Here is a 26409-nt window from a genome sequence, read left to right on the forward strand (position 1 = left end):
AGGGCCCCGGACACCCGCTGGAGGGGACGTCAGGAAAAGGTTCGCGACGGTCGTGCACCCGCCGCGCGATTCTGGAAAACTCCGTTCTCCCCTGGCGCCTGCTGGAGTCGATGTGCTCCTGGAAGTCCCCATCCTCATTGGCCTGATGGTGGCGGCCATCGCACTCGCGATCGCCGCCAAACGGGCCAGTGTGCCCTACAACGTCGCACTTGTTCTGGGTGGCCTGATCATCTCGGTCGGCCACCTTCTCCCGGGAGTGCCACCGCTCAACCCCCAGGTGGTGTTCCTCATCTGTCTGCCATTGCTGCTGTTCGAGGGTGGCATCACCGCCGACCTCAATGGCATCCGCGCCAACGCCATCCCCATTGGCCTGCTGTCCTCGTTGGGGATGGTCCTGGCGATTGGCGCCACGGGCGCCGCGCTGCACTTCATGCTGCACCTGGCGTGGGGACCCGCGCTGCTGCTGGGCTCCATCCTCGCCGTGACGGACACGGTGTCCATCCTCTACGCGTTCCGCCGCGCGCCGGTGCCAGGGAGGCTGGCGGGCATCATCCAGGGCGAGAGCCTCTTCAACGACGGCACCGCGCTGGTGGCGTACACGGCCATCGCGGCGGTGGTGGTCGGAGGGCAGACGCCCACGCTGGGTTCGATTGGCGGGCACATGCTGCTCGCGTCCGTGGGCGGCGCGGCTGTGGGACTGGCCATGGGCCTCCTGGGCGGATTCATCATCCGGCGCGCGGAGGATCCGCTCGCGGAGATCATGGTGACGACGGCCGTGGCGCTGGCGTCCTATGTGCTGGCCGAAGAGGTGCACCTGTCGGGCGCCATCTCCGCGGTGGTGGCGGGGCTCGCGGTGGGCGTGACGCTCAGGCGCGAGGTGCCGCCGCAGAGCCAGGTGGCCATCCACTCCTTCTGGGAGTACGCCACCTTCGGCGTGAACACGTTCCTGTTCCTCTCCGTGGGCCTGGACACGCGGCCGGAGGCGCTCCAGGGACACCTGCCGGGCGTGGGCCTCGCGGTGGTGGCGGTGGTGCTGGGGCGCGCGGTGGCCATCTACCTGCCCTTCCTGCTGCTGAAGCTGTTCAAGCCCGCGGAGTCCATTCCGCTCAGATGGCAGCACGTGTTCCTGGTGGGCAACATCAAGGGCGCGTTGTCCATCGGTCTGGCGCTGGGCCTGCCGGAGAACACGCCCGCGCGCGAGCAGCTGGTGGCCATCGCCTTCGGCGTGACGCTGGTGTCCATGGTGGGCCAGGGGTTGGCGCTCACGGGCGCGCTCAAGTGGCTGGGGTTGTTCCAGCAGGACGCGGTGGCGCTGGAGATGGCGGGGCAGCGGGGCAAGCTCATCGCCAGCCGCGCGGCGCATGTGGAGTTGGATGCGTTGCACACGCAGGGCCTGCTGCCGCGCGCGGCCTATGAGCATTTGCGCAGCGAGTACCAGGTGAACATCGCCCGGGCGGAGCGGGAGCTGCGGCGCATCAGCGCGCAGCACCTGGCGGAAGGGGCGAAGGACCTGCTGAGCATGCGGCGACGGCTCATCGACGCGGAGCGCACGGCGTTGCAGGGAGCCCGGCGCAACGGGCTGATTCCGGAGGCGACGGCGGAGGAGATGCTGGCGCACCTGGATGCGCGGATGTTGGACCTGGAGAAGGTGTTGCACGGCGGCAGCGTGAGCAAGGACAGCAAGGAGCACGGAGCGACATGAAGATCGTCATCGCGGGGGGAGGACGGGTGGGCGGCGCGCTGGCGGCGCGGCTCGTGTCGGAGCAGCACACGGTGACGGTCATCGAACGCGATGCTGGCATCTGCGCGCGCCTCTTCGAGGAGGTGGGCGTGGTGACGGTGTGCGGTGACGCCACGAATCCGCGCGTGCTGGAGGCGGCGGGCATCGGGACAGCGGACGTGGCGGCGGCGGTGCTGGCGCACGACCCGGCGAACCTGGCGTTCACCATGCTGGTGCGTGCCGTATCCAGCGCGCGCCTGATGGTGCGCATGCTGGACACGAACTACCGCGAAGCCTACCGGCTGGCGGGCGTGAAGGAACTGGTGGCCGAGGCGGACGTGGTGGTGGCGAAGATGACCACCGCCATCGACTTCCCGCAGGTGTCCGGTTCGCTGCCGCTCACCAACAGCGACGCGCTCCTGTTCGAGCTGACCATTCCGTCGCGCGCCCGGGTGGCGGGGCAGACGGTGGCGCAGGTGCGGACGCTGGAGGGCTTCCCGCGCGAGTGCATCTTCATCGCGATGGTGGACCCGCAGGGCCACACGGCGCTTCCGGAGGGCAACACGCAGCTGCGCGCCGGGTCCACCGTCATCATGGTCGCGCGGCGCGCGCAGGTGGCGACGGCGGTGGAGTTCCTCACGTCGGAGCCGCCGCTGGGCGCGGGGCTGGCGTCGTCGCTGGCGCAGACGCTGCGCAAGCTGGACTTCCTGTCGCCCCTGAGTGACGACGAGTTGGAGAACGTGGCGCGCGGCGCGGAGCTGCTCCAGAAGCCCGCGGGCACGGAGCTGTTCCGCCAGGGCGACCCGGGGGAGACCTTCTACGTGGTCATCTCCGGCGAGGTGGCGATGAAGGACGGCTCACGGCAGACGGTGGCCACGGTGAAGCAGGGTGGCTTCTTCGGAGAGCTGGCGCTGCTCACCGGCGAGCCTCGCAACGCCACCGCCGTCACCACCACGCCGTGCGAACTGGCGGCGGTGGGCCGCGACGACTTCCGGGGCGTGATGATGGCGAACCCCGCCGTCGCGCTGGAGATGAGCCGCATCCTGGGCCAGCGCCTGTCACGGCTGGGCGGGCAGGCCTTGAACAAGCGGCGCGGTTTTTTCGGACGCTGAAGACAGACACCTCGCGGAGGCCGTTCCCATGACGACGAAGCACACCGCGCTGGTGCTGGGCGCCACTGGCATCATCGGCCGCAACCTCATCACGCACCTGGACACGCGACCGGACTGGGCCGTGAAGGCCGTGGCGCGCGGAGCCCCGGACTTCGCCACACGCGCGGAGGTGCGGTCGCTGGACCTGTTGTCGCCGGACTCGTTCGCGGGAGCGGCGGAGTGGCTCAAGGACGTCACCCACGTCTTCTTCGCCGCCTACCAGGAGCGCCCCGACGCGGCGGAACTGAGCCGCGTCAACGTCGCCCTGCTGCGCAACACCGTGGAGGCCCTGGAGAAGCACGCTCCAGGCTTCCGCCACGTCAGCTTCATCCAGGGTGGCAAGGCGTACGGCGCGCAGTTCGGGCTCTACAAGACGCCCGCGAAGGAGACCGACCCGCGCCACTTCCCGCCCAACTTCTACTACGACCAGGAGGACTACCTGCGCGACGCCTCCAAGGGCCGCCGCTGGACCTGGACCGCCCTGCGGCCCGACATGATGATGGGCCTCGCCGTGGGCAATCCCATGAACCTGGGCAACCTCATCGGCGTGTATGCGTCGCTGTGCAAGGCGTTGCGCGTGCCGCTGCGCTTCCCCTCCACGCCCCGCGCCTATTCCATCCTCGCCAACGTGACGGACGCCACGGTGCTGGCGAAGGCCATGGAGTGGGCCGCGCTCAACGAGGCGTGCGCGGGCGAAATCTTCAACATCACCAATGGTGACGTCTTCCGCTGGAGCCAGGTCTTCCCGCGCATCGCGGACGCGTTCGGCATCGACTGCGCCGACCCGCAGCCCTTCTCCCTCACCGAGGCGATGAAGGACAAAGCCCCCGTCTGGGAAGCGCTCACGCAGCGCCACGGCCTGCACCCGCACGGGCTGAAGAAGCTGGCCAACTGGGCCTTCGGCGATTTCATCTTCCACGTGGAGAACGACGCGTTCTTCGACGTGAACAAGGCCCGCCGCTTCGGCTTCCAGGAGATGCACCTGGACAGCACGGAGGCCATGGTCGCGCTGATGCGTCAGCTCCAGGCGGAGAAGCTCATCCCCGCCTGAAGCCCGCCCGTGTCATGGGCTGACGAGGACGACCCGGGGCCCATCCCCGGGACTGCCCGAGTCCACGGAGATGTAGTGCGGCACATCACGCGGAACCGGCTTATCGGAGCGGAGCACCAGCGTCGCCCCTTCGACGGGAGCCAGCTTGGCGCATTCGCTTGCCCCCGTGGTGGCGGCGGGCCTGTCCGCGGTACCGTCCTGGGGGTCGCCCACGGGGCTGCCTGGGAACCAGGTGGCATCCGCGCATTGCGACCACCCCTCATCCTCGTCGTCACACCCGTCCGGCTTCGAGCCATCCACGGGCAGACAGGTGAAGACCACCGTCACGGTGACATGATCATCCGCGTCCCGAACCGCCGTGGCGGCCCGCACTCCCACGACATCGAAGTCCGGACCGCACGCGGACAGGAACCCACTGAAGGCCAGGGCGATAAGAGTCTTGTGCATGGTCGTCTCCAGGGGTGTCAGGGATTGGCGAGGATGATGGCCGCCGCCAGCGAATCCGCACGGACGAGGACTCGCAGGCTGGGGTCGGCCCCCATCGCCTCGGGCGAGGTGAGCGTCAGCTGCATGCCTCGGATGGTGGAGACCTCCTGGCACTGCTCCACCGTCGTCAGGGGACTGGCGAAGAGGGTGTCGTCGGCCGCGTACCAGCGCGCGGAAACACAGACGCGGTCGCCATCCGCGTCGCACCGGCCGTCCGCCCTGCCCATGCCGTAGACCAGATCACAGGACAGGGTGACCACGATGGACACGCGGTCGTCCTCGAGCCGCGAGGCCGTGGCCTCCAGCACTCCGGCGACCTCGATGCCGTGCTCACAGCCAGCAGTCGTGAGCACCAGCAGCATCAACAGAATGGGATGGGGCCTGGGTCGCACGCGGTTCCTCCTCGAAAGGGATGGGACCCGCTCGCCTTAGCAACGCCTGTGCCCATGGGCAGACAGACGCCTGCCCCGAGGGAGGACCGCGTGTGCACTGACACGCGTGTCCCGGTTCCAGCACAACGGACGCCCCACATTCCTGACAGGGCTGTCCTGCGTTCCCCTACGTGGGCTGCTTGAGGCGACCGAACACGGCGGAGGCCACCAGGAAGCCCTTGCTGAAGGCACCGCGGAAGCCGTTGTAGAGCGTCGTCACGCCGGGCACGTTGGCGATCATGTCCGCGAAGCTCCACATCTCCTCATGCGCGTGGATGAGCGGCAGCGCTTCGCCGCCGTCCTCGCCGCGCTGGAGCGTGAAGTCGAACACCAGGATGGTGCGCAGGGGATAGGTGTACAGCCAGGCGAACTGCTTGAGGTTCATCACCCCGTCCACCATGGCCCGGCCGCTCTTCCCATCCGGCTCCAACTGGATGTTGAGCTGGTAGATGTCGAAGTCGAAGCGGAACATGCAATGGAAGCCCGCCGCGCCCTTGCGGTACGTCTCCTTGCCGCCGCCCTTCTGCCAGGGGTCGGTGAAGGTGACATCCTCGGCAATCATTGGCATCAGCTCTTCGTCCAGGACCCTCGCGGGGATGGTCGTGTCGTAGAGCAGACGCGTGACCTCCCGGAAGCGCGCCTCCAACTGCTCAATCAGTGCCTGTTCCGCCTTGCGCATACGTCCCCCTGCCCGTCCCGGGCCGTGGCCGAGAAGGTAGGCACGGGGGTGGGCCTGGGGAAGACGGGTGCGTCAGCCGCCCAGTTCCGTCAACAACTGCGCCGCCTGGGTCTTCACGAGCTCGTCGCCGCCCAGCGACTGGGCCTGCTTCGCGTGGCGGGTGGCCTCCGCCCGGTCGAACGGCTGGGTGGCGCGCGCCAGGTTCAGGTGCGTGAGCGCGTCCTCGGGGTTCGCGGCCAGCACCCGCTCCAGCAGCACGCGGGCCCGGGCGTGGTCCTGGTCACCCATCAGCAGGCGCACCAGGTCATTGGTGGGGCCGGGCTCGTTCGGGGCCGCCACCACCGTCTCCTCCAACAGTCGCCGTGCGTCCGCACGCTCGCCCAGCGCCTCGTGCGCCTGCGCCAGCGAGTGACGCACATCCCACTGAGTGGGCGCGCGTCGGAGCGCGTCCTGGAAGAGGCCCTTCGCCTCCGCCAGCTCGCCGGCCAGCATCGACGACAGGCCCTGCAGGTGGATGTACTGGACGCGCTCGGGTTCAATCTGCCGCAGCTCCAGGATGGTGCGCCGCGCGGCCTCCTGGCTGTTGGCCAGCAGGTACAGCCGGAAGAGGTCCTGCAACACCGCCAGCCGCGTCTTGCCCTGCGCGTGCTCCAGCGCCTGCACGCCCGCGGAGATGGCCGGGCCCACCGAGCCGTTGGACGCGTGCGCGCGCGACAGCATCAGGAACGGCAGGGCTTCCTGGGGCGCCAGCGCCGCGGCCTGCTGGAAGTGCTGCACCGCCGCCTGGGTGTCCTTGCGCTGTACCGCGATGCGGCCCAACTCGAAGTGCGGATAGACGCTCTGCGGGGCCACCACCTGCGCGGCCTCGAAGGCGGCCTTCGCGCCGTCCAGGTCGCCGCGCTCGGCCAGGAGCGTGCCCAGGTTGAAGCGCTCGAAGTAGCCGGCGGTGGGCGCGGCGGCCAGCGCCTTGAGCGTCACCAGCGCCACCGGGTCCCCGGCCTGCGCCTTGAGCATCGCCAGGTGGGCCTGGGCCTCGGTGTTGTCCGGCTGCACCTGCAACAGGCGCGTCACGGCCCCTTCGGCTTCGTTGGCGGCCCCGGTGCTCAGGTGGGTGCGCACCAATCCCATCAGACAGTCCACGTCCTTCGGGTCGATGGAGAGCCCCTTCTGGAAGCTCTTCACCGCCTCCCCGGGCTGGCCCTGCTGAAGGAACTGACCACCCTCTTGTGCGTACCTGGATGCCATGCCCCCTAACTACCACGAGCCTCCGGAAAGCCAGCTTCCCCGCCTGCCTCGAAGGGGTCTCACGGATGTTTCACGGCCCCCTCACCGGCGCAGCGCCGACAGGGCGACACCCGGGACCTTCCACCAAGAGGGGGACTGCTCGAAATCCACCAGCCGGCGGCCCAGGTCCGCCATGCCCTGGTGTCCCGGCACCCAGGGGGGCGCGGGCAGGGACGTGAGCGGGGCACGCAGCACGGCCTTCTCGATGGACTCCAGCATGAACGTGTTGTGCACCCAGCCCTGCCCGCTCTGGATGTCCTTCAGCGACGAGGACGGATGGCCGCCCCAGGGCAGGCTGCCCAGCGCGTAGGCCGCGCCCGGCCAGGTGTTGATGGCCACCGTGCCGTATCGCAGGTCGCGCACCGCCTTCTCCACCGCGGCCTTCACCTTCGGATCCTTGAGGGACTTCGGGTGGACGATGAGCGTCGCGTTGAGGGTGCCCCACACCGTGTCGTTGAGGAACGCCACCGCCGCCTCCAGGAACGCCACCGGATCCTCCGACCCTGGCAGGCCCGTCTCCGACAGCACCGTGCACCACGGCTCCTGGCGGAAGACCCGGTCCTGCGTCTTCGCGGGGTCCACGTCCGGCAGCAGCGCGTACGCGAGGTCGCCTTCACCCGGAGTGCCCACGAGCCGCACGTTGGGGCGCCCTTCGGTGAACTGGCGCCAGCGCTCGTCCGCGCCCGGGTAGTAGGCGCGGCGCACGGGGGCGTGGCCGAGGCTTGCCTGGATGCGGTCCACGAAGGCGTTGCGCCGGTTCCAGTCCTTCGGTTGCACCAGCAGCTTCGCCGCGTTGCAGTTGAAGGACGCGTTGTTGGCGACCATGCCGGCGATGTCATCCGCCTGGAAGCGCAGCTCGCCGTCGGAGTATGGGCCCGGAACCACCACCACCGGGGACACGTTGCCCAGCTCGCTGGACACGTGCTTGGCGAGCAGCGGTTCGTTCTTCTGTCGGCGCGCGTCGGACTCCGGACCGGGCGGGCCCCACACGAGCGCGTCGTGGGTCCGGTCGCTGCCGGTGATGTGCACCTCGTCCACCGCGTCGTGTTGCACGAGCTGCGCGCCTTCTTCCGCGCCGCCGTACACGATGGCCAGCGCGTCCCGCGCGACGAGCGGCGCGAAGGCCTGCTCCAGGAAGGGGCCCAGGTACGCGTTGACGGGGTTCATCTTGAGCACGCAGACGGTGCCTTCGACGAAGAGCTTGTAGAGGCAGTCCAGCGGCGGGATGGAGTTGACGTTGCCGCCGCCCAGCACCGCGCACACGCGGCCCTTGTGGGGCTTGCGATAGAACGAAGCCTGGTGTTCGCGCAGGTTGTCGGCGGTGACGCCGGGCTGGAAGTAGACCTCCGCCACGTTGCCGGGCAGCAGCATTCCCTCCAGCCTGTCCCTGGGGAACACCCTCGCGGCGAGCCGCCCGTCCTCCAGCGTGCGCAGGTGCGTGCGGGGGATGACGGGCACGCCGTGCTTCTGGATGTCGCGCAGCGAGTCCGCGAGCAGACGCAGGTTGCGCACCACCACCATGGGCCCGGCGAGCCACTCCTCTCCCGCGAGGGGCCCGCCGGGGTCGATGCCCTTGGCCTCGCAGGCCGCGCGCACGCTCGGCTCCGCGATGGCGACGTACGCGCGGCGCAGGTCCTCCAGGAGCTTGATCCGCTCCGTGAGGGCGAGTTTCGCCCACGCGCCCGAGCCCTCGCGGACCCGGCGCACCAGGATGTCGATGGTGGTGCGAGACGTGTGCTGCGGGACGGCGGCGGACATGGCGACCTCCGGGACGGGCTTCGCACTTCAGGGTCCCGGTATAGGGAAGCCCGCGTGCGCCGTCACCGTGGGGGCCGCGCCCTCCGTCCTCAGGTGGGCAGAGGCTCGGCCAGGCCCTTGCGGATGGCCTCATCCACGACGTTCATGACCTTCTTGAACTGCTCGTGGTGGCGGCCTGCCTGCTCCTCGGCCAGCTTCGCCTGCTGTTCGCCGAGCTTCGCCTGCTGTTCGCCGAGCTTCGCCTGCTCCTGCCCCACGGCTTCCATCTTCCCGCTGAGCTCTTCCTGCTGCTTGTCGATGGCTTCACGCTCGCGGTCGAGGTCCGCCTCGCGCTTGTCGAGTGCCTCCTCCTGGCGATCGCGTTCGGCGTCGTCGCGGTCGGAGTCGTTGCGCCGGGCGGCGGCGATCCGGGCGCGCTCCATGCCGATGTCCGCGTGCTTGAGCGCGAGCGCGGCGTGCTTCGAGGCCAGCTGCGTCTGGGGATAGGCGAGCTCCGCCTGCTTCTGTCCCAGCGCGGCCTGCTTCTGCCCGAGGGCCGCCTGCTGCTGGCCCAGTGCCCCCTGCGCATCACCGAGCTTCCCGGCGTCCTCCATCAGCTTGCGCACCTGTTCGAGCGTCTGCGGGTCGCGGATCAAGAAAGGCTTGTCGGCGCGGCGTACGAAGATGATGTCCTTGCCCTTCTGCTTGAAGGTGCGCGCCAGGTGCACGTCGTCCGAGGAGCCGGAGATCATCGTCCGACCGTCGGAGAGGTACGCGAAGGTGTCGCCGTCATCCATGTCCGGAGGGCTGGGAGGACGCGGCGGCGCGGGGGGCACCGGCGCCGCCGCGAGCCGGGGCAGGGCGGGCAGGGCAGGCTGCGCGCCAACGCTGGTCGGGGGGGCGGGCGGGGCGGGCGGAGGGGCCATCGCGACACGGGCCGCGGGGACGGGCGGCACGGGAGGCGTCGGCGCCACGGGGACGCGGGCCGGGGACGCGGGCGGCACGGGAGGCGGTGGCGCCATGGCACGGGCCGGGGACGCGGGCGGCACGGGAGCCTTCGGTGACGTGGCGGCCTTGTCCGCGCTGCTCGGCGTCCCGGTGGACTTCTGAGCCGTGGCGGTGCCCGTGTCCGGCGTGGATTCGTCGGAGAGGCTCCGGACGGTGCCCACCTTGAGACCCGGCTCCGTGCTCTTGCCGGGCGCGGTGGAGGGAGACTCGGCGGGGGCCTTGGCGACGACCTGGAAGGGCATCAGGACCAGGGCTCCGAGGGCGAACAGCGCTCCCTTGAGCCACCGGCGGGGATGGGTGGGGACGACATCGACATGTTCCAGCATGCGGAGCCTCCTGTGCAGCGCGTGAAGGTGAGCCGACGCCCCAAGCGCCGCTGCGCTGCCGGGGGGCCGGGTGATGCCAAAGGCGATGAGCAGCTCGCCGTAATCCGCGGGCTCCGCGCCGGTGAGACGCAGGGCCTCCGCGTCGCACGCCTCTTCCCGGGCGAGCGCGTACTCACGGGCCGCACGCCGTGCGAGCGGATGGAAGAAGAGGACCGTCTCCGCCAGCGCCGGCACCCAGCCCAGCCACAGGTCCCCCCGCCGCAGGTGCGCCACTTCATGCGCCAGCGCCATGCGCAGCGCGTCCTCCGGGAACTCACGCACCGCCTTCGAGGGCAGCACGATGGCCGGCGACACGAGCCCCGCGGCCAGCGGGCTCATCACCTCGTCCGACACCAGCAACAGGGGCGGCCGGCGCAGGCCCGCTTCGCTCGCGAGGAACTCCGTCTCCTCCTCGAGCACCGGATGCTTCAGGGGCCGCGCCCGCTCCCGCATGCCCTGCACCTGACGCCACGCTCGCACATGGCCCCGCACCTGCCAGAGCACGCCCGCGCCCCAGAGGAGGAGCAGCGTCCACGCCACCGTGCTGGAGCCGGACAGTGAACGCAGCCACCACGAGGACGTGGCGACGAAGGACACGAACCGCGCCTCGGGAGAGGACCCGTGGCCCGGCACGGCGAGGCCCGGTGCGTGACCGGACGTTCCAGCGTGCGACGACATGAGGTCCCGAGTGTGGGCGGAGTTGCCGGTGTCTGAAGCAGCGAGGCCCGGTGCTCGCGCAACGGAACCTTCAGCGGCCGACGCGGAAGGTCCCGCGACCGCCGGGGACCCCTCACGGAGGGGTAGGGCAACGCCGGATGTCTTGGATTGCGAACCCTCCCCTGGCGATGACAGAGCCGGCATCTGGGATTGCGCCGGGTTCACCGCGGCCACGGTCTCCGCGGGCAGTAGCGCGAGCGACACCGGATGCGGCCAGCCCAACGTCAGCACGAACTTGAGCGCCACCAGCCACCACAGGCCCGCGCGCAGGGACGCGGGCAGGCGCGGTACCGCCTTCGCGAGCACCCACACCGCCAGCGCGCAGAGCGCCCCCTGCCACGAGGCGCGCCACAGCGATTCCGACCAGGACGACCACCACGGCATCACGTGCAGCAGGTCCATGGAGCGCATCGGCTCACTCCTTCCGCTTCTGCCGCAGGCGGGCCACCACGTCCTGGAGCTGCTTCAGCTCCTCGTCGGACACGTCCTCGGCTTCGGCCAGATAGGTGACGAACGGCGACAGCGACCCGGAGAGCGTGCGCTGCACGAAGTTGCCTACGACGTCGCGCAGCAGCTCTTGCGTGGCCACCGGCGAGGCGTACTGGAACACCCCGTCCACCTTGCTCCGGGTCAGATACCCCTTGAGCCGCAGCCGCTCCATCACCGTCAGGATGGTGGAGCGCGCCAGCCCTTGCGCCTCACCGAAGCGCTCCGCCACCTCCCCCACCGTCGCCGGCCCGTGCTCCGCCACGTACCGCAGCAGCGCGAGTTCCTGCTCTCCCACCGGCTTCTTCATCCGTCCCATCCTTCGTGGCGACAGCTGTAGTCACGAAGCAAGGTACGACTGACTACAGCCGTAGTCAAGCGGGTGTTGGTTTCCTTCCCGACGCGCGCGAAGCCCCCGTCCACGCACTTCGGGGCAGGTGGGGCATCCCTATCGGACACAGGGTAATCCCTGACAGACGGCGTGGTGCTCCCAGCCCATAGTCCGCGCCATTCCCCAAGCCCCGGGGTTCCAGGTCGGGGCTCGTTCCCGAAGGAGCATTCCATGGCACCGCGCATTGGTGGACCCAAGCTGGGCAACAGCCCGTTCAAGATGGGCGAAAGCAAGACCAAGGTGAACGGTCAGGTGAAGTACGGCCCCACGGGCGGCCTGAACGACAAACAGAAGCAACACCTCAACGAGCATTACGGCAAGCATGGCGCCGGCGTGAAGAAGCAGAACGTCCTGGATCGCCTGACGCAGTACAACTCCTCGCACAGCACCTATACGAACGCCGCCCAGGCCTCCGGGCGTCCGTTGACGCCGCAGGAGGTGGCCGCCCGAAAGACGGGCAAGAACGCCCCCGACTCCAGCATCAACCACGTCATCGCCTCGGCCACGGGCCAGAACGTCTTCAACCACGAGACGCTGCGCTTCAAGCAGGGGGCGAAGGACACCAACGCCTCGGCCGGCGCACTGAAGACGGCCAACGGTGACGCCCTGACGGAGACCCAGAAGAAGACGCGCAAGGGATTGGCGGAGCAGGCGGCCTCCGTGGGCCGGGTGCAGGGCTACTCGCGCGCCACGCTGGCTGAACGCAAGGGCGAGCTGAAGGCCGACACCGTCCAGCAGAAGCAGAATGCCGCCCTGAAGAACACGCTCACCGCCATGCAGGGGCCCGACCAGGCCACGCGCTTCCAGGCCTACAAGGACGTGTTGAAGGACACCTTCGATGCGCCGGGCAACCTGCGCGTGGGCGACATCACGCAGAACAAGAAGATCAGCACCGGCTTCGATGCGCCGCTCGACAAGAATGGCAAGCCCACCGCGCGCGCCGAACGCCTCCACCAGGCGCACCAGAACTACGGCCCGGAGCGCCTGCTGACGGACGACAGCGTGTTCACGAAGAACAACAAGGGGGAGATCATGTCCAGCAGCCAGCACGCGGACAGCCCCAGCAAGAAGCGCAAGGCCGAGGACGACGGCGGGGGCCCCTCCAAGCCCTCGAAGCGGCGCTAGAGAACGTCAGGGCGTGCCGCCTCCCCACCGGAGGCAGGCACGCCCTCTTCCACCCCTCGCCTGCCTGGCCCCTCACCGTCCGCGGCGAGCTTCATCTCCCTCTCCCAATGCCTCCGTACCGGGCGCCTGCCTCCCTGGCTGCATAGGAGCGGGCCCGGTAGCAGAGGCACGTGTGTGTCCTTGTCTCTGTCCGCCGGGCAACCAGATTTCCGGAAGACGAAACCCGACTCGCACAGGAGATTCCCCATGAAGCTTCCCCTGATGGCGGCCATCGCCGCCCTGTCGCTCTACGGTTGTGCCAGCCAGTCCTCGAACACGCGTGAGGCCTCGTCACCCGAAGCGGGTGCCATGGGCGGAGCGGGCAGCGCGGGCACGTCGGACGCCTCCAGTTCGAACATCCCTGACACCGCGGAGTCGGAGAAGTCCGCCGGTGAGGCGGGCAACGTGACCGACCTGGAGAAGCGTGACCGCATGGACGCGCCCACCGTCTACGAGGGTGAGGCCACCGGTGGCAGCGGCGCCGCCGAAGAGACCGTGAAGACCAAGGACGGCCAGAAGTGGGACGTGCAGCAGAACACCCCCACGGACCTGGGCGACTCCCAGGTGCCCGCAGGCTCCGTGAACCAGAACCGCAACCCCAGTGAGGATGACGGCACCGGCGGTTCGGGCGTCGACGGCAAGAGCGACATCCAGGAGGAGTCCGGCGACCTCAACGCCGACACGGACGACGTGAGCACCGACTCCAAGGTGGACACGGACGCCACGCCCGATCCCACGAACTAGTCCCGGTTGAAGAATCAAGCCCGGGCGGAGGCCCCGCCCCTGGTGACGACGGATACCCGGTAAAGCCCGCTCGCGGGCTGCCGGGTGTTCGTCTGTCCACCCCTCGCCGCGCCAAGTAGAGTGAGCCCCAATGACTGGTGCTCCCTTCGTGGCCCTCCTCGCGCTGCTGCACTCCCAGTCCTCGTACATCGAGGAGGTTCCCAACGAGGAGCAGGAGTCATCCGCTCCTGCCTCGTCGTCGGGAGGCATCGGCTTCCGGGCGCTCCTGGAGGTGGGGCCGCTGAGCTTCCCGTCGGGGACGCCGGGCGGCGAGCAGGACCTGTTCGCGTACGCGTACCCGTCGCTGGGCGTGGATGGCGGCGAGGACTTCGCCTTCATGCTGGGCGCCCCGCTGCGCTTCCGCATCCTGGACAACGCGCCCGAGCAGAAGGACGAGGACTACGGCGCGTGGCTCCGGCGCCAGGACTGGGACGAGCGCAGCGACTACGGCCAGGTGGTGCGCCTGTTGCGCATCGGTGACGAGTCCGGCCGCTTCGGCCTGCGCATCCAGCCCTTCCTGGAAGAGTCCCTGGGGCGCGGCTACCTGGTGAACCGCTACGACAACCAGCTGTCCCCGGACTACCACCCGGCGGGCGGCACGCTGTCGTTCGCGGTGGGGCCGGCGCGGGTGGAGCTGCTCGCCAGCGACGTGCTCGCCGCGCGCATCTTCTCCGGCGAGTTCCTGCTGGACCTGGGCCGCGTCGTCAGCGGCAGTGAGAACCACTTCGACCGCTACCTGCTGCGCGCCTCCGTGGCGCACGACTTCGGCGAGGCCGGCGGGGTGACGCCGGAGGCCACGGTCGCGTCGGTGGGCGGCGAAGTGGCCATGTACAAGGGCGAGCGGCTGCGCTCGTGGGTGCTGGTCGCGGGCGGTGCGCGCCTCAACGCCGGCGCGCAGGACGTGGGCGGCCTGCTGGGCGTCGCCTTCGAGGGCGACTTCAAGGGCACGCAGCTCAGCGTCACCCTCCAGGGGCGGCGTCAGGGCGGCGGCTTCCGCTTCGGCTTCTTCGGCGCGGGCTATGAGCTGGCGCGCTTCTCCGCCGTGGGCCTGTCCGAGGAACCCCAGGCGGACCAGCGCGTGCCGAAGGACTTCTCCGGCTACATCGAGATGTCGGTGGCGCGAGGCGGCGGCACGGACTCGACGGAGGTCGTGGCCAGCGGCGCGGTGGAGTACTCGGCCTTCGGCCGCGCGGACGGAGACTTCTCGCTGAGCTTCAGCAGCCCCGGCGACAAGACACGGGGCATCGTCCGCGCGGTGGTGATGGGCCTGGGTGACCGGCCCCGCTACTCGTTCGCGGTGGAGGGCCGGCAGCGCGTACTGCCCGCGCTGTACATCTGGGCCTCCGGCGCGACCGTGCACTTCCCGCAACCGGATGGCTCCCTGGTGCGGGGCGTGAGCGCGGGCGCGGGCGTGGGCGTGGACTTCGCCCGCCGCTGACGCGCGCTCCCGGGCCCCGGAGCTTCAGGGGCCCAGGCCTCAGGGTTCCGCCGCGCCGCCCTCTTCCTGCTCCGGGACACAGGGCAGGATGGCGCTGTGCGGAGGCGCGTCGCACGACGGGCCCACCAGCCAGCGCGACAGCAGCCGCACGCCGGAGGCGAACAGGCCGTCATCGCCCTTGTGCAGGGCTTCGAAGAGCGACTCGTCCAGCACCGACTCTTCCGGGTCGATGAGGAAGTCCTCCGGCTCCAGCGGCTTGAAGAGCGGGTTCTGGTCGAACACCGTCTCCAGCGGGTGCGGACGCAGCCGGAGCAGCCCCTCCTGGGCCACGCGGTCCAGCGTCTCCACCACGTGCTTGCCCTCCACCAGCGGACGCAGCGCGGACACGCCCGCGAGGCCCGCGTGCTCCGCCATCAGTGACACGCGGATGCGGCGGATGGCCTTGGACACCGCGTCGCCCTGCGCCTGCGCCTCCCAGCTCAGGTTCAGCTCCGAGTCCAGGCCCAGGCTGCGGTTGGTCGTGTTCGCGGAGCCCACCGTCAGGAAGGTGTCGTCCACCACCATCACCTTCGAGTGGATGTACGTGAAGACATCCGAGCCGTCGTCGTCCTTCGCCGCCGAGCCGTACACCGCGAAGCCGTGGCCCGTCTCGCTGGCCACCTCCCGCAGCGCGCGCAACAGGCGCACCTGGGCGACGCCCATGGCGATCTGCTCGCGCAGTGCTTCCGGCTGACGGGGAAGCACCAGCATCACCTGAAGCCGACCGCGGCCCGCCGTGCGCATGCGCTTGACGAGCGCGTCGTAGATGGCGCGCGAGGAGAAGTATTGGTTCTCGATGTAGATGAAGTGTTCGGCCGAGGCGATGGCGTCCACGTACAGCGCGCGGATCTCCTGCACCTCTTCCTGCGGCGGAAGGATGGTTTTTCCGAAGGTGCGGCTGATGGCCACCGGGCCCGGAGGCGCCGGCATGGTCGCTTCAAAGGTCACGTCGTCGCGCGCCACCGGCTCCAGGTGGATTTCGCCGCCGCCCGAGTGCGCCCAGCGCGCCTCGAACAGCTCCGCGAGCGGCTTCACGGCGGGGCCCGTCAGGACCGTCTGCACATCGTGGTAGGGGCCATGCGGGTCGCGACCGGAATCACAGCGCAGCTTCGAGCGCGCGGGATGGTCCCGGTCGTCCCAGCGACAGTCACACACGTCCATGCCACCAGTGAACGCCTGCACGCCGTCGACGACGACGAGCTTCTGGTGGTGCGCGGCGTAGAGAGGACTGGAGGAGTCGAAGCGGAAGCGAAGCCGCTCGTTCGTGGTCCAGTTGAACAGCAGGTGTTGCATCCACTCGCGTTCCATCGCGAGCAGCATGCTGAAATCCCAGGCGAGGATGTAGACGTGCAGCTCCGGGTTGTCCCGGCACATCTGGTCCAGCAGCGGCAGCAGTCGAACCTCACCGCCTTGCGCTTCCTCCAGGTCGTCGCCGCGCAGCAACGTCACATCGCTGTCGAACTGCCAGCCCATGATGACGATGGAGCGACGCGCCTTCCGGATGGCCCGGTACAGCTCTCGGTAGTAATCCCGGGCGTCCACCAGCACGCCCGCGTCATGCGTTTCCGATCGCGCCCAGTAGTTGCGACCGGCACTGAGGATGTTCGTCACGGAAGTCACCTGGCCTTGGGATTCGCGTCCCGGAAGTGGAACCAACCTGTCCGCGCCCGGCCGGCGGAACATCACCCCACGAAGACAATGTGCTTTCCGGTCGCCAGCGTCATGTCCGGCGAGGAGACGACCTTGGCCACCTTCCGCGCCTCGCCCCCCACGGTGTCGAAGGCAGCGGCGATCAGGTCGCCCAGCGTCACCTGCACGCGCCTGGCCTGCTTGCCCGCGTTGGACACGGCCTTGACCGTCTTCGCCTTCATCTGGCGGGCCTTGCGCTGAATGGTCTGTCCACGCTTCTGGGTCTTGGTCGCCATGGTCTTCGTTCTCCGAGGATGAAGGTGATGAGTCCGTGTTGTGTGCCGCGCTGCCCGTACCGCCCCGTGCTGCCCTACCGCCCGACCCCGCCCCGCCCGTCCTGCCCCGACCCCGTCCCGCCCGTCCTGCCCTTGCTGCCCCGTACCGCCCGACCCCGTCCCGCCCGTCCTGCCCTTGCTGCCCCGACCCCGTCCCGCCCGTCCTGCCCCGACCCCGTCCCGCCCGTACCGCCCCGCCCGACCCCGTCCTGCCTTGCTGCCCCGTACCGCCCGACCCCGCCCCGCCCCGCCACCGCCGCCCTGCCCGCCCACCGTCCCGCCCTACCGTCCCGCCGTCTTGCTCCCAGACCCAAAAGCAACTGCCGTGCCGAGCCTCAACTCCGCGTCCTTCGAGGGAAGAAAGGGCGGAACCCCCCCATTGCCCTGGGGAACGACTGACATTTTTTCAGCCCCGGTTTCAGGTACTTCCGACAGCTTCCCTGTCCCAGGGGACGAGACCCACTCCGCCCCACGTCTTCAGGGGAACGGAGCCCTCCGCCGCCAGGGCGCAGGAGCGTCCACCCGGAGTGGATGTGCGAGGAAAGGGGAAGCTTCAGGACCGGAGGTCATTCCCGCGCGGGGCCGCCCGGAGAGGAGGGGGCCATCCAGGCGCGGGGGCACGGCATCCAGCGACTTCCCGGACGGCGCCTGCCCGAAGGCGGCGCGCATCCGTCACTGCGACAGCGCTACTTGGAAGGCGGCACCAGGACGAGGATGAGGTCCCCGCCCACGTGCTTGCCGGCCTTCTGGTACACGGCGCCCTGGCGGCCCAGCTCCACCTCCACCGACGACTGGTTGGGGATGATGACGCGCAGGGTGGCGATGCCTTCCTTCATGCCCAGCAGTTGCAGCGAGGCGTTCGTCCCGTTGGGCAGCTTCACCTCGGTGGGCTTCTGTGCGCCCACCTCCACCACGTCCAGGGACATGCGCTTGAAGGAGGTGAAGCTGAAATTCTGCTTCTGGAACGCCTCCTTCATCTTGTTGAGCTCCGGGGGTTCCACCGCGGTGCCCTTGTTGGAGGCCAGCACCACCTCCACCTGCACCTTCACCTTGGCGTCCTGGGCGAAGGCCACCGCCGGCCCCAGCGCCAGGCCCACGGCGAGCACCACTCCCAGCACCGCCCACACCTGCTTTGTCATAGCGCTCCTCCCGTGGGTCGCGGCGGGACGGCGGGAACCGCCGGCTGCTGCGTGCCCTGGCCGTCCAGCTCCCCACCCAACTCCTCGGACGCCGCCTCGTCCAGCTTCTTCGGCTGACCGCTGACGCCGGCCGGGGCGCTCTTCACGGGCTCCGGGGCCTGCTCCTGCTCGTCCACCATCCAGATGATGGAGGCGCCACCTTCGGTCTCCATCACCACCGGCGCGACACGGGCGCCCTGGTAGGACTGGATGGACTTCACCGTCATGCGCTCGGCGGCGTAGCCCTCCGGGGCCCCGTCGCGCAGCAGCAGCGGCAGCGCCACCAGCATCACCACCGCGGCGGTGGCCATGGAGGAGAGCATCGCGGTGCGCTGGTAGAGGAACATCTCCGACAGGGCCAGCCGCATCCGTTCGATGAGCGGCGGCTTCTCCGGCGTCACCCGGGCCATCACCTTCTGGGCGAAGTCCTTGAAGTCGACGTCGTCCACCGCCATGTCCAGGCCCACCCGGAGCAGGCCGGATTCGGCGCGCAGGTCGGCCGAGCGGCCGGTGCAGTCGCGGCAGGCGGCCAGGTGGCGCTCCACGTGGACCCGTTCCGAGGGGGCGAGTTCGCCATCGATGTAGGGAGACAGGAGCGGGACAAAACGCTCACACGCGGGATTTCCGGCCATGCTCTTCACCCTGCGGGCTGGTGTGGATGCATCGGTGGGACGCGGCCGCCCCCACGGATATTCGAGGGGGTCTTCCGATCGCCCTCACTCACTGCCCACCCCGCTCTTGGCTTCGTCCAGCTCCAGGTAATCGCTGAGGATTTTCTGCACCTTGGCGCGCGCGTGGAACAGGCGGCTCATCACGGTGCCCTTGGGAATGTCCAGGGTGCGGGCCAGGTCCTCGTAGGACATGCCCTCGATTTCACGCAGGAGCAGGATGGCGCGGTGCTTCTCCGGCACCGTGGCCAGGGCCTCCTGGATCTTCTCCGCCAGCTCCTTGCGCAGGGCGCTCTTCTGGGGGTTGGTCCCCAGGCGGCTGCCGAGCGCTCCGATGCGGGCCTCCGACAGGTCCATTTCCTGGGACTCGTCGAACTCCACCTGCTCGCCACCGCCCCGGCGCTTGCGGAGCACGTCGATGCAGATGTTCGACGTGATGCGGTAGAGCCACGTGTAGAAGGAGGCGTCGCCCTTGAAGTGGTCCAGGTACTTGTAGACCTTGACGAACGCCTCCTGGGAGACGTCCATCGCTTCCTCCTTGTCCTTCAGCATGCCGAGCGCAACGGCGTACACCTTGCGCTGGTAACGCTCGACGAGGAGTTTGAAAGCGCGCTGGTCCCCGCTGCGGACGCGCTTGACGAGTGTAAGGTCGTCGGTGGCCAAGAGTGCGGCACCGTAACACAAGCCGCCATAACCCCAAGTGTTCCGAACAGGCCCCTTGCTTTAGAGGGAGCTGACCAGGGCGATGACCGCCAGCGCGACCCCCGTGATGGCCAGCACGGCGCCGAAAACCATCCGGTCCCACTGTCCTTCGGACAGGGCGTCGTCCTCCTCGGGGCCGGCGCGGAAGCGGTGGAGCACGTTCCAGAACATCCGTCCGCTGAGCTTTCTATCGGAGCCGTGCCGGTCGGGGTCGCCCGGGGGCAGGGGCTGGCCCTGTTCATCCCGGCGGATGAACGGGCCGGGCATGGGCTGGTAGAGGCCGGGCGTCATCGGGGCGGCCTGCTCGGAGTGCCGCACGTCGGGCGGGGGCTCCAGTTGGACGTCCTTCGCGCGCTCGCGGGCCTCCTCGGGCGACGGGGCGTCCAGCACCCAGAGCCCCGCCTCCACGCCCGTCTGGCCGGTATGGGCGTCCTGGAGCTGGGCGAACCCCTGGTCCTTCATCGCCTGGGCGAAGGCGGCCTTGCCTTCCGGGGTGGGCGGGTGCTGGGCGGCGGCCTCGGCGTAGGCGGCGAAGAAGGTCCACAGGCGGGCCACCCGGTCCGACGAGGGCAGCGACGCGGGCCGCACCTGCGCGGACAGCAGCGCGCTGTCGGAGGCGAAGCGCTTGGCCACCGCGGGGGAACTCTCCAGGTCCTTCAGGTCGCCGGGGACCAGCGACTCCACGTCCCGCACCGGCCCGCGCGCCTCGCCCGCGCCCAGGTAGGGGCTGGCGGTGGTGGGCTGCTGCCCGGGCGTCCGGAAGCCGTCCTTGAGCTTGCGCTGCGGCGGCGCGGCGCCCGGCTCGCGGGGAAGCTCGAAGCCCGTACCGGGTTGTGCGCGAGGGCCACGCGTCGTGCCGGGACCGCGCGGCGAGCCAGGAGCGCGCGGCGTGCCGGGCTTCGGCAGGGGGATGCGGACCGACTGCGGCCCCGCTTCTGAACCCTCCGGGAGGGAGCCACGGCCCGACGGGGGCCCTGCATCCGAACCCTCCGGGAGCGCTCCAAGCTCCTGCCCCTCACCGGCGGGGAAGCCCGCGGAGACACCTCCGGGAAGCCCCTCGCCACCAACAGAGGGCTCCATCATCCCATCATCCTGGAAGGGCGATGGAACGGGGCCCGTGACGGGCGCCGGGGCGGACCCCGTGTCGGAGCGGGGTCCGTTGCGCGGATCCGGCCCGCGAGGACCGCGAATGTCTCCGACATTTCCCATCGACTGGATTCTCTCACATCGAGAACCCGGAGTTGCATGGGGGGCTACTCGCCCTCGCGCTCCACTTCCATGGGGCTGGTCATTCCGTTGGCATCCAGACGGACGCGATAGACGGCGTTGAGGCCGTCACCGTCCGCGTCCACGCGGGCGAGGCAGGACACCTCCGGCTCGCCCACCGGGCTCTCCTGCACCGTCACCTCGTACTGGAAGTGCACGGTGGGGCCCGGCTCGAAGCCGATGCGGTGGAAGTCCTCGTGGTCGTGGGCGAAGGGCACCGCCTCGCCGTTGCGCGGCACCGGGGAGGGAAACGGCGCGATGGGCACGTAGTCGCCGTGCTCGTCGCGGAACGCCTGCACGGCGTCACACAGCGCCAGCACCTGGATGCGCGCCTCGTTGGCCAACTGCTCGGGCGAAGCACGGCCGCCGGAGCGCGTGGGCCCCGTCAGGATGAGCAGCAGGGACAGGGCCGCGCCCGCCACCACCGCGGCGACGAGGCCCACCACCACCGCCTTGCTGCGGCGTTGGGGCGCGGCTCCAGACGGAGGAGGCGGCGGCTGCATCAGGCCCACTCCCGGGGGTTGCGCAGCACCTCTTCCAGCCGGGCCTCGGGAGTGCCGGGTTCCGGGTGGTAGTCGTAGCGCCAGCGCACGCGCGGCGGCAGCGACATGAGGATGGACTCCGTGCGCCCCTGCGTCTCCAGGCCGAAGATGGTGCCCCGGTCATAGACGAGGTTGAACTCCACGTAGCGGCCCCGGCGCACCTCCTGCCAGAAGCGCTGCGCCTCCGTCACCGGCGTGTCCTTGCGCCGCTCCGCGATGGGCAGGTACGCGGGGATGAAGGAGTTGCCGCACGCCTGCACGAAGGCGAACTCGCGCTCCAGGTCGCCGCCCATGTTCTCGAAGAAGAGGCCACCCACGCCGCGCGCTTCTCCCCGGTGGCGCACGTGGAAGTACGTGTCGCACGCGGCCTTGAAGCGCGGGTAGTACGTGGCGTCGTGCGCGTCGCACGCGGCCTTGTGCACGCGGTGGAAGTGCGCGGCATCCTCGTCGTGCAGGTAGTACGGCGTCAGGTCCGCGCCGCCGCCGAACCACGCTCTGCCGCCCTGCTGGATGAAGCGGTAGTTGGCGTGCACCGTGGGCACGTGCGGGCTTCGGGGGTGCAGCACCAGCGACAGGCCGCCGGCCCAGAAGGTGCGCCCCTCGCCCTGGAGCTTCCTGGCGAAGGCCTCCTCCAGCTCGCCGTACACGATGGAGGTGTTGACGCCCGCCTTCTCCAGGACGGCGCCCTCCTCCAGCACGCGGCTGCGGCCCCCGCCGCCACCCGGACGGCTCCACGCGTCCTCGCGGAAGCGGCCCTGGCCGTCCAGCGTCTCCAGCGCGCCGCAGATGTCGTCCTGGAGCTTCTGGATGAAGGCCGTCATGCGCTCCTTCATCCCCTCCACGTCCACCGTCGCCGTCATGTGCCCGTTGTCTCCTGTGCGGTACGAACGGGCACGGATGCTACTAGGGCCCCTGGGCGGAAGGGGCCTCGAAGTCCACCGGAGGCGTGGAGGGCGCCAGGTTGCCCGCCGCGTCGAAGGCCTCGATGCGGGCGCGGTAGCTGCGGCCGTCCTCCAGCGCGAACGCCCCGCCGCAGGCCTCATGGCCCAGATAAGCGGTGTTGGCCTGGATGGGCAGCAGGTACTGCTGCGGGCTGACGCCCAGCCGGCGCGGGGCCAGCTTCACCACCAGGAACGCAGGGCTCTCCTCGCGCAGGGCCAGGTTCAGCTTCACGAAGCGCGCGATGCCCTGGGGCGAGCGGCGCACGAAGCCCTCCGATACCGCGGGCTTCTTCACCCACTTGGGGGCCTTGGTGTCGGGGCCCTTGCCGCTGAGCCACGAGGGCTGGACGCCCGGACGGCCGTTGAGCACCACCACGCCGGGCAGCACCTCATCCAGCCGCAGCAGGTAGCGTTTGTCCGTCCGCATCGGCTCCGAGAGCTTGAGGATGACGACGGCGCGGCCCAGGGAGCTCTCCCAGCCCTTGGTCACCTTGAGCTTCACCTCGTGGCCGTCCGCCTCCAGCCTCAGCAGCTTGCCGACGAGCCCCAGCACGGGCGAGCGCGCGGTGCCCACGCCCTCCAGGAGCAGGCGCATGTTGGTGGGGACGATGCCCCCGGGGGCTGGATAGAGCTGCACGCCGTCCCCCGTGCACTGGGCGGAGGCGGAGGCGGCACACATCAAGGCGGCGACGAACACGCAGGCGCGGAACACGGTGCCTCCCAGTGTGCGCCGGGAACGGCCGCAGGGAAAGTCAAAGCGGACCCCAGGCCCGGCGCTGGACGGATGCGACGTCAGTGGCGGGAGCCTTCGTCCTCGTTGAGGACGATGGGGCCGAAGCGCTCCTCGTGCCGCCGCAGGTTCTCCTGGAGGACCCCCAGCAGGCGCTTGAGGTGGCGCGGGCTGGTGATGACGCGCGAGCGGACGCGGGCCAGGGGTTGCTGCGGCTGGACGAAGAGGAAATCCAGCACGAACTCCGTCTCCGTGTGGTTCACCAACGCCATGTTGCAGTACTGGCCGTTGGCGACCTCGTCATCCATCTGCACCTGAAGCTGCATGTCCGGGGGTTTCGGAGTGTCCGCCATGAGGCAGGCGGCATAGCGCCTGGGGCCCGCCATGGCCAGTGTCCACCGGGTGAGCACGCGCTGGCGGGACATCGACGGGGACTCCACGGCGGCCTTCGCGCTGGGACGAGGCCCGGACGCCTGCCTGCTCCTCCACGGTTTCACCGGCAGCCCGTGGGAGGTACGCCCCCTGGGTGAAGCCCTGGCCGCGCGCGGGATGCGCGTCGTGGCGCCCCGGCTTCCGGGCCACGGCACCACGCCGGAGGCCCTGTTGGACGTGGACCACCACGACTGGCAGGACGCCGCGGAGGAAGCGCTGGCCTCCCTCCAGGGCCACCGCCGCGTCTTCGTGGCGGGACTGTCCATGGGGGCCCTGCTCGCGCTGCGGCTGGCCGCGAAGCATCCGGACCAGGTGCATGGGCTGGCGCTGGTGGCGCCCGCGGTGCGCTTCCGGGGACCGCGCATGGCGCTGGTGCGTCAGTTGGTGCGCACGCCCCTCCTCCAATGGACGACGCCGTGGGTGGACAAGGGCGGCACGGACATCTCGGATCCGCTGACGCTGTCCCAGGCGCCCGTGCTGGCGGCCTTCCCGGTGGCCCGATTGAGAGACCTGTGCATGCTCCAGGACCTGGCGGTGATGGACGCGCCCCGGGTGCGCTGTCCGGTGCTGGTGGCGACCGCCGAACAGGACCACGTGGTGGATCCGGAGGGCGGACGCTTCCTGGTGCGGCGGTTGACGTCGTCCCCGGCGGTGCGGCTGGTGAGCTTCCGGGAGGGCTTCCACATCATCCCGCGCGACGTGTCCGGGCCGCTGCTCGCCGCGGAGGTGGGCGACTTCCTCGAACGGTGGCGCGAACCTGGCGACTTCAGGGGCGAGGCGGGATGGGAGGCGCAAGGCGCGCCACCGCCGTGAGCAGCTCCACCGCGTCCAGCGGCTTGGTGACGAAGGCGCTGAAGCCCGCGCGCAGGGCCCGGTCGCGGTCCTCCCGGCGGGCGGCGGCGGTCACGGCCAGCGCGGGCACCCCGCCCCCAGACTCCCAGGGCAGCGCGCGCAGCCGGTACAGGAGCGAATAACCATCCTCGCCGGACAACGTCACGTCCGTCACCAGCACGGTGGGCGGCGACCTGCGCACCTCATCCATCGCGTCGGTGACGTTGGTGGCGGTGAGGACGTGGGCGCCCACGCGGGTGAGCAGCACGGACATCCATTCGCGCGCGTCCGGCGCTCCGTCCACCACCAGCACGCGCTGGCCCTCCAGCTCCGGGAAGCGCGGCAGCGACAGGCCCTCCACGGGCCGAGGCTCGCGCGTCGCGCCCGGGGTGGAGCCCACACGGGAGCGGGGCAGGAAGACGGTGAAGGTGGAGCCCCGGCCGAGACCTTCACTGGCCGCGGACACGGTGCCTCCGTGCAGCTCCACCAGGTGGCGGACGATGGACAGCCCCAGGCCCAGGCCTCCGTGCTGGCGGCTGACGCTGGTGTCCGCCTGATGGAAGCGCTGGAAGAGGAAGGGCACGAAGTCGGTGGGGATGCCCTCGCCATCGTCCTTCACCACCAGCTCCGCGCCCTCGTCGCGCGTGCGCGCGGACACCGACACGCGGCCTCCGGGCGGGGTGAACTTGATGGCATTGGCGAGCAGGTTCCACACCACCTGCTGCAACCGGTCCGGGTCGCCGAACAGCGGCACGCCGTCCGCGTCCACGACGATGTCCAGCTCCAGCTCGCGCGCGAGCGCCGTGGGCCGCACCGCGTCCAGCGCCGCCTCCACCACGCGCCCCAGCTCCAGCGGCACGGGCTCCAGGCGCAGCCGTCCGTTGGCGATGCGGCTCATGTCCAGCAGGTCCTCGATGAGCTGACGCTGCGCGCGGGCGTTGCGTTCGATGGCCTGCACGGCGCGCTGACGTTTGTCCTCGCCCAGCAGACCCTGCCGCAACATCTGCGACCAACCGAGGATGGACGTGAGCGGCGTGCGCAGCTCATGGGACACCATGGCCAGGAACGCATCCTTCGCGCGGCTGGCGGCCTCGGCGGCGCCCCGGGCCGCGCGCTCCTCGTCATAGAGCCGCGCTCGGTCCAGCGCCTGCGCGCACTGACGGCCCACCGTCATCAGGAAGGCCTGCTCCGCCTCGTCGAAGTCGCGCGCGTCGCCGAAGCCCAGGCCCAGCGCGCCGAGCACCCGGCCTCCGCTCACCAGCGGCACCGAAGCCCACGCCGAAAGCGCCAGCGTCCGGGGTAGGCTCGCCAGCCGAGGGTAGCGCGCCATGCACTCCGTCCAGGAGCCCATCGCGCGAGGCTCGCGGGTGCGCGTCACGTCCGTGAGGGGACAGGTGGCGGAGACGTCGAAGCGCTGCCAGTCCTCCAGGTCCCCCGGGGAGAAGCCATGCGCGGCGACGCGTTCGAAGACATCCGCGGACTCCGACGTGGGCACCACCACGAGGCCGGTGAGGGCCCCCAGCGCGATGGCGCCTTCGCGCGCGGCCACCTCCACCACCTGCGCGGGGGTGAGCGCTTCGGAGAGCGCGGCCGTCATCGCCTGCAGGCGTTCGGTGCGCCAGGACGCGGTGGTCCACGCGGCGCGGCGGGTCTTCACCAGCTCCGTCACGTCCACCGCGAAGGCGAGCACGCCCTCCACCTGTCCCTGCGCGTCGCGGCGCGGCAGCAGGGAGAGGTTGAAGAAGAGCTCGTCGTCGGAAGGGTGGGAGCGGGAGGAGGTCTCGCGCAGGTGCAGGGACTGCCCGGTGGTGAAGACGCGGTCCCAGGCATCATGCCAGGCGGGACTGTCCAACTGGGGACAGGCCTGACGCAAAGGAACGCCCACCTGCCCGCGCGTGTCGAGCAGCGTCAGGCGCGTGGCCGTGCTGAACTCGATGAGGTGGCCCGGACCCCGATAGAGGCCGAAGAAGGCCGGGAGCTGCTCGAGCAGCTCCTGGAGTCGTGGAGGCGCACCGCCACCGGGCGCGGGCACCCAGACGGCCTGGGCTTCATTCACGGGCTGCCCCCTGCCTTCCCTGGCGCGGACATCCTCCAACGTCAGGCATCACAGCATGGCACGAAATGCCACCCGGGGCAGGAGCGGATGGACCGCGTGGGGCGTCCCCTCCCACTGCTGACGTCCAGTAGAGGGCATCCGCCCCATCCCCCCGGGGAAACCGCCCGGA

25 protein-coding genes are annotated in these 26409 nt (G+C 70.2%); 7 read left to right on the forward strand and 18 right to left on the reverse strand.

Going from position 1 to position 26409, the window contains the following annotated elements:
- Positions 1-112 precede the first annotated feature (112 nt).
- The 3 genes from OV208_RS02475 to OV208_RS02485 are packed head-to-tail and all read left to right on the forward strand — an operon-like array spanning position 113 to position 3922.
- The gene (locus tag OV208_RS02475; RefSeq protein ID WP_267572164.1) at positions 113-1702 is read left to right on the forward strand and encodes a cation:proton antiporter; all 1590 of its coding nucleotides are present in this window, start codon (positions 113-115) and stop codon (positions 1700-1702) included.
- On the forward strand, positions 1699-2832 hold the full coding sequence (locus OV208_RS02480; protein ID WP_267572165.1) for a cyclic nucleotide-binding domain-containing protein: 1134 nt from the start codon (positions 1699-1701) through the stop codon (positions 2830-2832). The genes OV208_RS02475 and OV208_RS02480 overlap by 4 nt, the downstream gene beginning before the upstream one ends.
- A gap of 28 nt (positions 2833-2860) precedes the next feature.
- Positions 2861-3922 carry an SDR family oxidoreductase gene (locus tag OV208_RS02485; protein ID WP_267572166.1) on the forward strand — a complete coding sequence of 354 codons (1062 nt, stop codon included), beginning with the start codon at positions 2861-2863 and terminating at the stop codon, positions 3920-3922.
- Between the two features lie 12 nt (positions 3923-3934).
- Here OV208_RS02485 and OV208_RS02490 read toward each other — a convergent pair whose 3' ends face one another.
- The 7 genes from OV208_RS02490 to OV208_RS02520 all read right to left on the reverse strand — a co-directional run bounded on the left by OV208_RS02490 (position 3935) and on the right by OV208_RS02520 (position 11425).
- On the reverse strand, positions 3935-4369 hold the full coding sequence (locus OV208_RS02490; protein ID WP_267572167.1) for a hypothetical protein: 435 nt from the start codon (positions 4367-4369) through the stop codon (positions 3935-3937).
- A gap of 17 nt (positions 4370-4386) precedes the next feature.
- Positions 4387-4800: a hypothetical protein gene (locus tag OV208_RS02495; protein ID WP_267572168.1), complete on the reverse strand. Its 414-nt coding sequence runs from the start codon at positions 4798-4800 to the stop codon at positions 4387-4389.
- Positions 4801-4966: 166 nt separating this feature from the next.
- Positions 4967-5518, reverse strand: coding sequence for a hypothetical protein (locus tag OV208_RS02500; protein WP_267572169.1), 552 nt, complete (start codon positions 5516-5518; stop codon positions 4967-4969).
- A 72-nt stretch (positions 5519-5590) separates the two neighbouring features.
- A complete protein-coding gene (locus tag OV208_RS02505) occupies positions 5591-6763 on the reverse strand; it encodes a tetratricopeptide repeat protein (protein WP_267572170.1) in 1173 nt (390 codons plus the stop codon).
- An 81-nt stretch (positions 6764-6844) separates the two neighbouring features.
- The gene (locus tag OV208_RS02510) at positions 6845-8560 is read right to left on the reverse strand and encodes an aldehyde dehydrogenase (protein WP_267572171.1); all 1716 of its coding nucleotides are present in this window, start codon (positions 8558-8560) and stop codon (positions 6845-6847) included.
- A gap of 89 nt (positions 8561-8649) precedes the next feature.
- Complete coding sequence (locus OV208_RS02515) at positions 8650-11040, reverse strand: M56 family metallopeptidase (protein ID WP_267572172.1); 2391 nt, start codon at positions 11038-11040, stop codon at positions 8650-8652.
- 4 nt (positions 11041-11044) lie between these two features.
- Entirely contained in the window at positions 11045-11425 is a 381-nt protein-coding gene (locus OV208_RS02520; RefSeq protein ID WP_120537674.1) for a BlaI/MecI/CopY family transcriptional regulator, read from the reverse strand.
- A gap of 252 nt (positions 11426-11677) precedes the next feature.
- Here OV208_RS02520 and OV208_RS02525 point away from each other — a divergent pair, with 252 nt between their 5' ends.
- The 3 genes from OV208_RS02525 (at position 11678) to OV208_RS02535 (ending at position 14891) form a co-directional block, all read left to right on the forward strand.
- Positions 11678-12631 carry a hypothetical protein gene (locus OV208_RS02525; RefSeq protein ID WP_267572173.1) on the forward strand — a complete coding sequence of 318 codons (954 nt, stop codon included), beginning with the start codon at positions 11678-11680 and terminating at the stop codon, positions 12629-12631.
- A 246-nt stretch (positions 12632-12877) separates the two neighbouring features.
- Complete coding sequence (locus tag OV208_RS02530; RefSeq protein WP_267572174.1) at positions 12878-13414, forward strand: hypothetical protein; 537 nt, start codon at positions 12878-12880, stop codon at positions 13412-13414.
- Positions 13415-13544: 130 nt separating this feature from the next.
- Complete coding sequence (locus OV208_RS02535; protein ID WP_267572175.1) at positions 13545-14891, forward strand: hypothetical protein; 1347 nt, start codon at positions 13545-13547, stop codon at positions 14889-14891.
- A 39-nt stretch (positions 14892-14930) separates the two neighbouring features.
- Here OV208_RS02535 and OV208_RS02540 read toward each other — a convergent pair whose 3' ends face one another.
- The 10 genes from OV208_RS02540 to OV208_RS02585 all read right to left on the reverse strand — a co-directional run bounded on the left by OV208_RS02540 (position 14931) and on the right by OV208_RS02585 (position 23274).
- Positions 14931-16550, reverse strand: coding sequence for a phospholipase D-like domain-containing protein (locus OV208_RS02540; RefSeq protein WP_420714950.1), 1620 nt, complete (start codon positions 16548-16550; stop codon positions 14931-14933).
- Positions 16551-16612: 62 nt separating this feature from the next.
- Positions 16613-16855: a chaperonin gene (locus OV208_RS02545; protein WP_120545223.1), complete on the reverse strand. Its 243-nt coding sequence runs from the start codon at positions 16853-16855 to the stop codon at positions 16613-16615.
- A gap of 725 nt (positions 16856-17580) precedes the next feature.
- Positions 17581-18033: a hypothetical protein gene (locus OV208_RS02550; RefSeq protein WP_267572177.1), complete on the reverse strand. Its 453-nt coding sequence runs from the start codon at positions 18031-18033 to the stop codon at positions 17581-17583.
- A complete protein-coding gene (locus OV208_RS02555; protein ID WP_267572178.1) occupies positions 18030-18704 on the reverse strand; it encodes an anti-sigma factor family protein in 675 nt (224 codons plus the stop codon). Before OV208_RS02555 ends, OV208_RS02550 begins: the two co-directional genes overlap by 4 nt.
- 84 nt (positions 18705-18788) lie before the next feature.
- The gene (locus OV208_RS02560) at positions 18789-19403 is read right to left on the reverse strand and encodes an RNA polymerase sigma factor (RefSeq protein ID WP_267572179.1); all 615 of its coding nucleotides are present in this window, start codon (positions 19401-19403) and stop codon (positions 18789-18791) included.
- A gap of 60 nt (positions 19404-19463) precedes the next feature.
- Positions 19464-20525, reverse strand: a complete 1062-nt coding sequence (locus OV208_RS02565) for an Immediate early protein ICP0 (RefSeq protein ID WP_267572180.1) — start codon at positions 20523-20525, stop codon at positions 19464-19466.
- A 170-nt stretch (positions 20526-20695) separates the two neighbouring features.
- Entirely contained in the window at positions 20696-21211 is a 516-nt protein-coding gene (locus OV208_RS02570) for a hypothetical protein (RefSeq protein ID WP_267572181.1), read from the reverse strand.
- Entirely contained in the window at positions 21211-22110 is a 900-nt protein-coding gene (hemF, locus tag OV208_RS02575) for an oxygen-dependent coproporphyrinogen oxidase (protein WP_267572182.1), read from the reverse strand. The genes OV208_RS02570 and hemF overlap by 1 nt, the downstream gene beginning before the upstream one ends.
- Before the next feature lie 43 nt (positions 22111-22153).
- A complete protein-coding gene (locus tag OV208_RS02580; protein WP_267572800.1) occupies positions 22154-22870 on the reverse strand; it encodes a hypothetical protein in 717 nt (238 codons plus the stop codon).
- Positions 22871-22983: 113 nt separating this feature from the next.
- Positions 22984-23274, reverse strand: a complete 291-nt coding sequence (locus tag OV208_RS02585) for a DUF3467 domain-containing protein (RefSeq protein WP_120542306.1) — start codon at positions 23272-23274, stop codon at positions 22984-22986.
- A 70-nt stretch (positions 23275-23344) separates the two neighbouring features.
- On the opposite strand from OV208_RS02585, the gene OV208_RS02590 reads away from it, so the two are divergent.
- The gene (locus OV208_RS02590) at positions 23345-24166 is read left to right on the forward strand and encodes an alpha/beta hydrolase (RefSeq protein ID WP_267572801.1); all 822 of its coding nucleotides are present in this window, start codon (positions 23345-23347) and stop codon (positions 24164-24166) included.
- Here the strand turns inward: OV208_RS02590 and OV208_RS02595 are convergent.
- Entirely contained in the window at positions 24120-26240 is a 2121-nt protein-coding gene (locus OV208_RS02595) for a hybrid sensor histidine kinase/response regulator (RefSeq protein WP_267572183.1), read from the reverse strand. The two genes, OV208_RS02590 and OV208_RS02595, sit on opposite strands and share 47 nt — an antisense overlap.
- Positions 26241-26409: the final 169 nt, after the last annotated feature.

Origin of the sequence: Corallococcus sp. bb12-1 (genome assembly GCF_026626765.1) — a bacterium.
GTDB classification, from domain to species: Bacteria; Myxococcota; Myxococcia; order Myxococcales; family Myxococcaceae; genus Corallococcus; species Corallococcus terminator.

Coding starts and splice junctions, on each gene's coding strand:
- OV208_RS02585 (WP_120542306.1), bottom strand. CDS start 23,274: ATGGCGGACACTCCGAAACCCCCGGACATGCAGCTTCAGGTGCAGATG.
- OV208_RS02520 (WP_120537674.1), bottom strand. CDS start 11,425: ATGAAGAAGCCGGTGGGAGAGCAGGAACTCGCGCTGCTGCGGTACGTG.
- OV208_RS02565 (WP_267572180.1), bottom strand. CDS start 20,525: ATGATGGAGCCCTCTGTTGGTGGCGAGGGGCTTCCCGGAGGTGTCTCC.
- OV208_RS02535 (WP_267572175.1), top strand. CDS start 13,545: ATGACTGGTGCTCCCTTCGTGGCCCTCCTCGCGCTGCTGCACTCCCAG.
- hemF (WP_267572182.1), bottom strand. CDS start 22,110: ATGACGGCGACGGTGGACGTGGAGGGGATGAAGGAGCGCATGACGGCC.
- OV208_RS02500 (WP_267572169.1), bottom strand. CDS start 5,518: ATGCGCAAGGCGGAACAGGCACTGATTGAGCAGTTGGAGGCGCGCTTC.
- OV208_RS02515 (WP_267572172.1), bottom strand. CDS start 11,040: ATGCGCTCCATGGACCTGCTGCACGTGATGCCGTGGTGGTCGTCCTGG.
- OV208_RS02555 (WP_267572178.1), bottom strand. CDS start 18,704: ATGGCCGGAAATCCCGCGTGTGAGCGTTTTGTCCCGCTCCTGTCTCCC.
- OV208_RS02510 (WP_267572171.1), bottom strand. CDS start 8,560: ATGTCCGCCGCCGTCCCGCAGCACACGTCTCGCACCACCATCGACATC.
- OV208_RS02525 (WP_267572173.1), top strand. CDS start 11,678: ATGGCACCGCGCATTGGTGGACCCAAGCTGGGCAACAGCCCGTTCAAG.
- OV208_RS02580 (WP_267572800.1), bottom strand. CDS start 22,870: ATGTGTGCCGCCTCCGCCTCCGCCCAGTGCACGGGGGACGGCGTGCAG.
- OV208_RS02550 (WP_267572177.1), bottom strand. CDS start 18,033: ATGACAAAGCAGGTGTGGGCGGTGCTGGGAGTGGTGCTCGCCGTGGGC.
- OV208_RS02490 (WP_267572167.1), bottom strand. CDS start 4,369: ATGCACAAGACTCTTATCGCCCTGGCCTTCAGTGGGTTCCTGTCCGCG.
- OV208_RS02480 (WP_267572165.1), top strand. CDS start 1,699: ATGAAGATCGTCATCGCGGGGGGAGGACGGGTGGGCGGCGCGCTGGCG.
- OV208_RS02485 (WP_267572166.1), top strand. CDS start 2,861: ATGACGACGAAGCACACCGCGCTGGTGCTGGGCGCCACTGGCATCATC.
- OV208_RS02545 (WP_120545223.1), bottom strand. CDS start 16,855: ATGGCGACCAAGACCCAGAAGCGTGGACAGACCATTCAGCGCAAGGCC.
- OV208_RS02570 (WP_267572181.1), bottom strand. CDS start 21,211: ATGCAGCCGCCGCCTCCTCCGTCTGGAGCCGCGCCCCAACGCCGCAGC.
- OV208_RS02505 (WP_267572170.1), bottom strand. CDS start 6,763: ATGGCATCCAGGTACGCACAAGAGGGTGGTCAGTTCCTTCAGCAGGGC.
- OV208_RS02530 (WP_267572174.1), top strand. CDS start 12,878: ATGAAGCTTCCCCTGATGGCGGCCATCGCCGCCCTGTCGCTCTACGGT.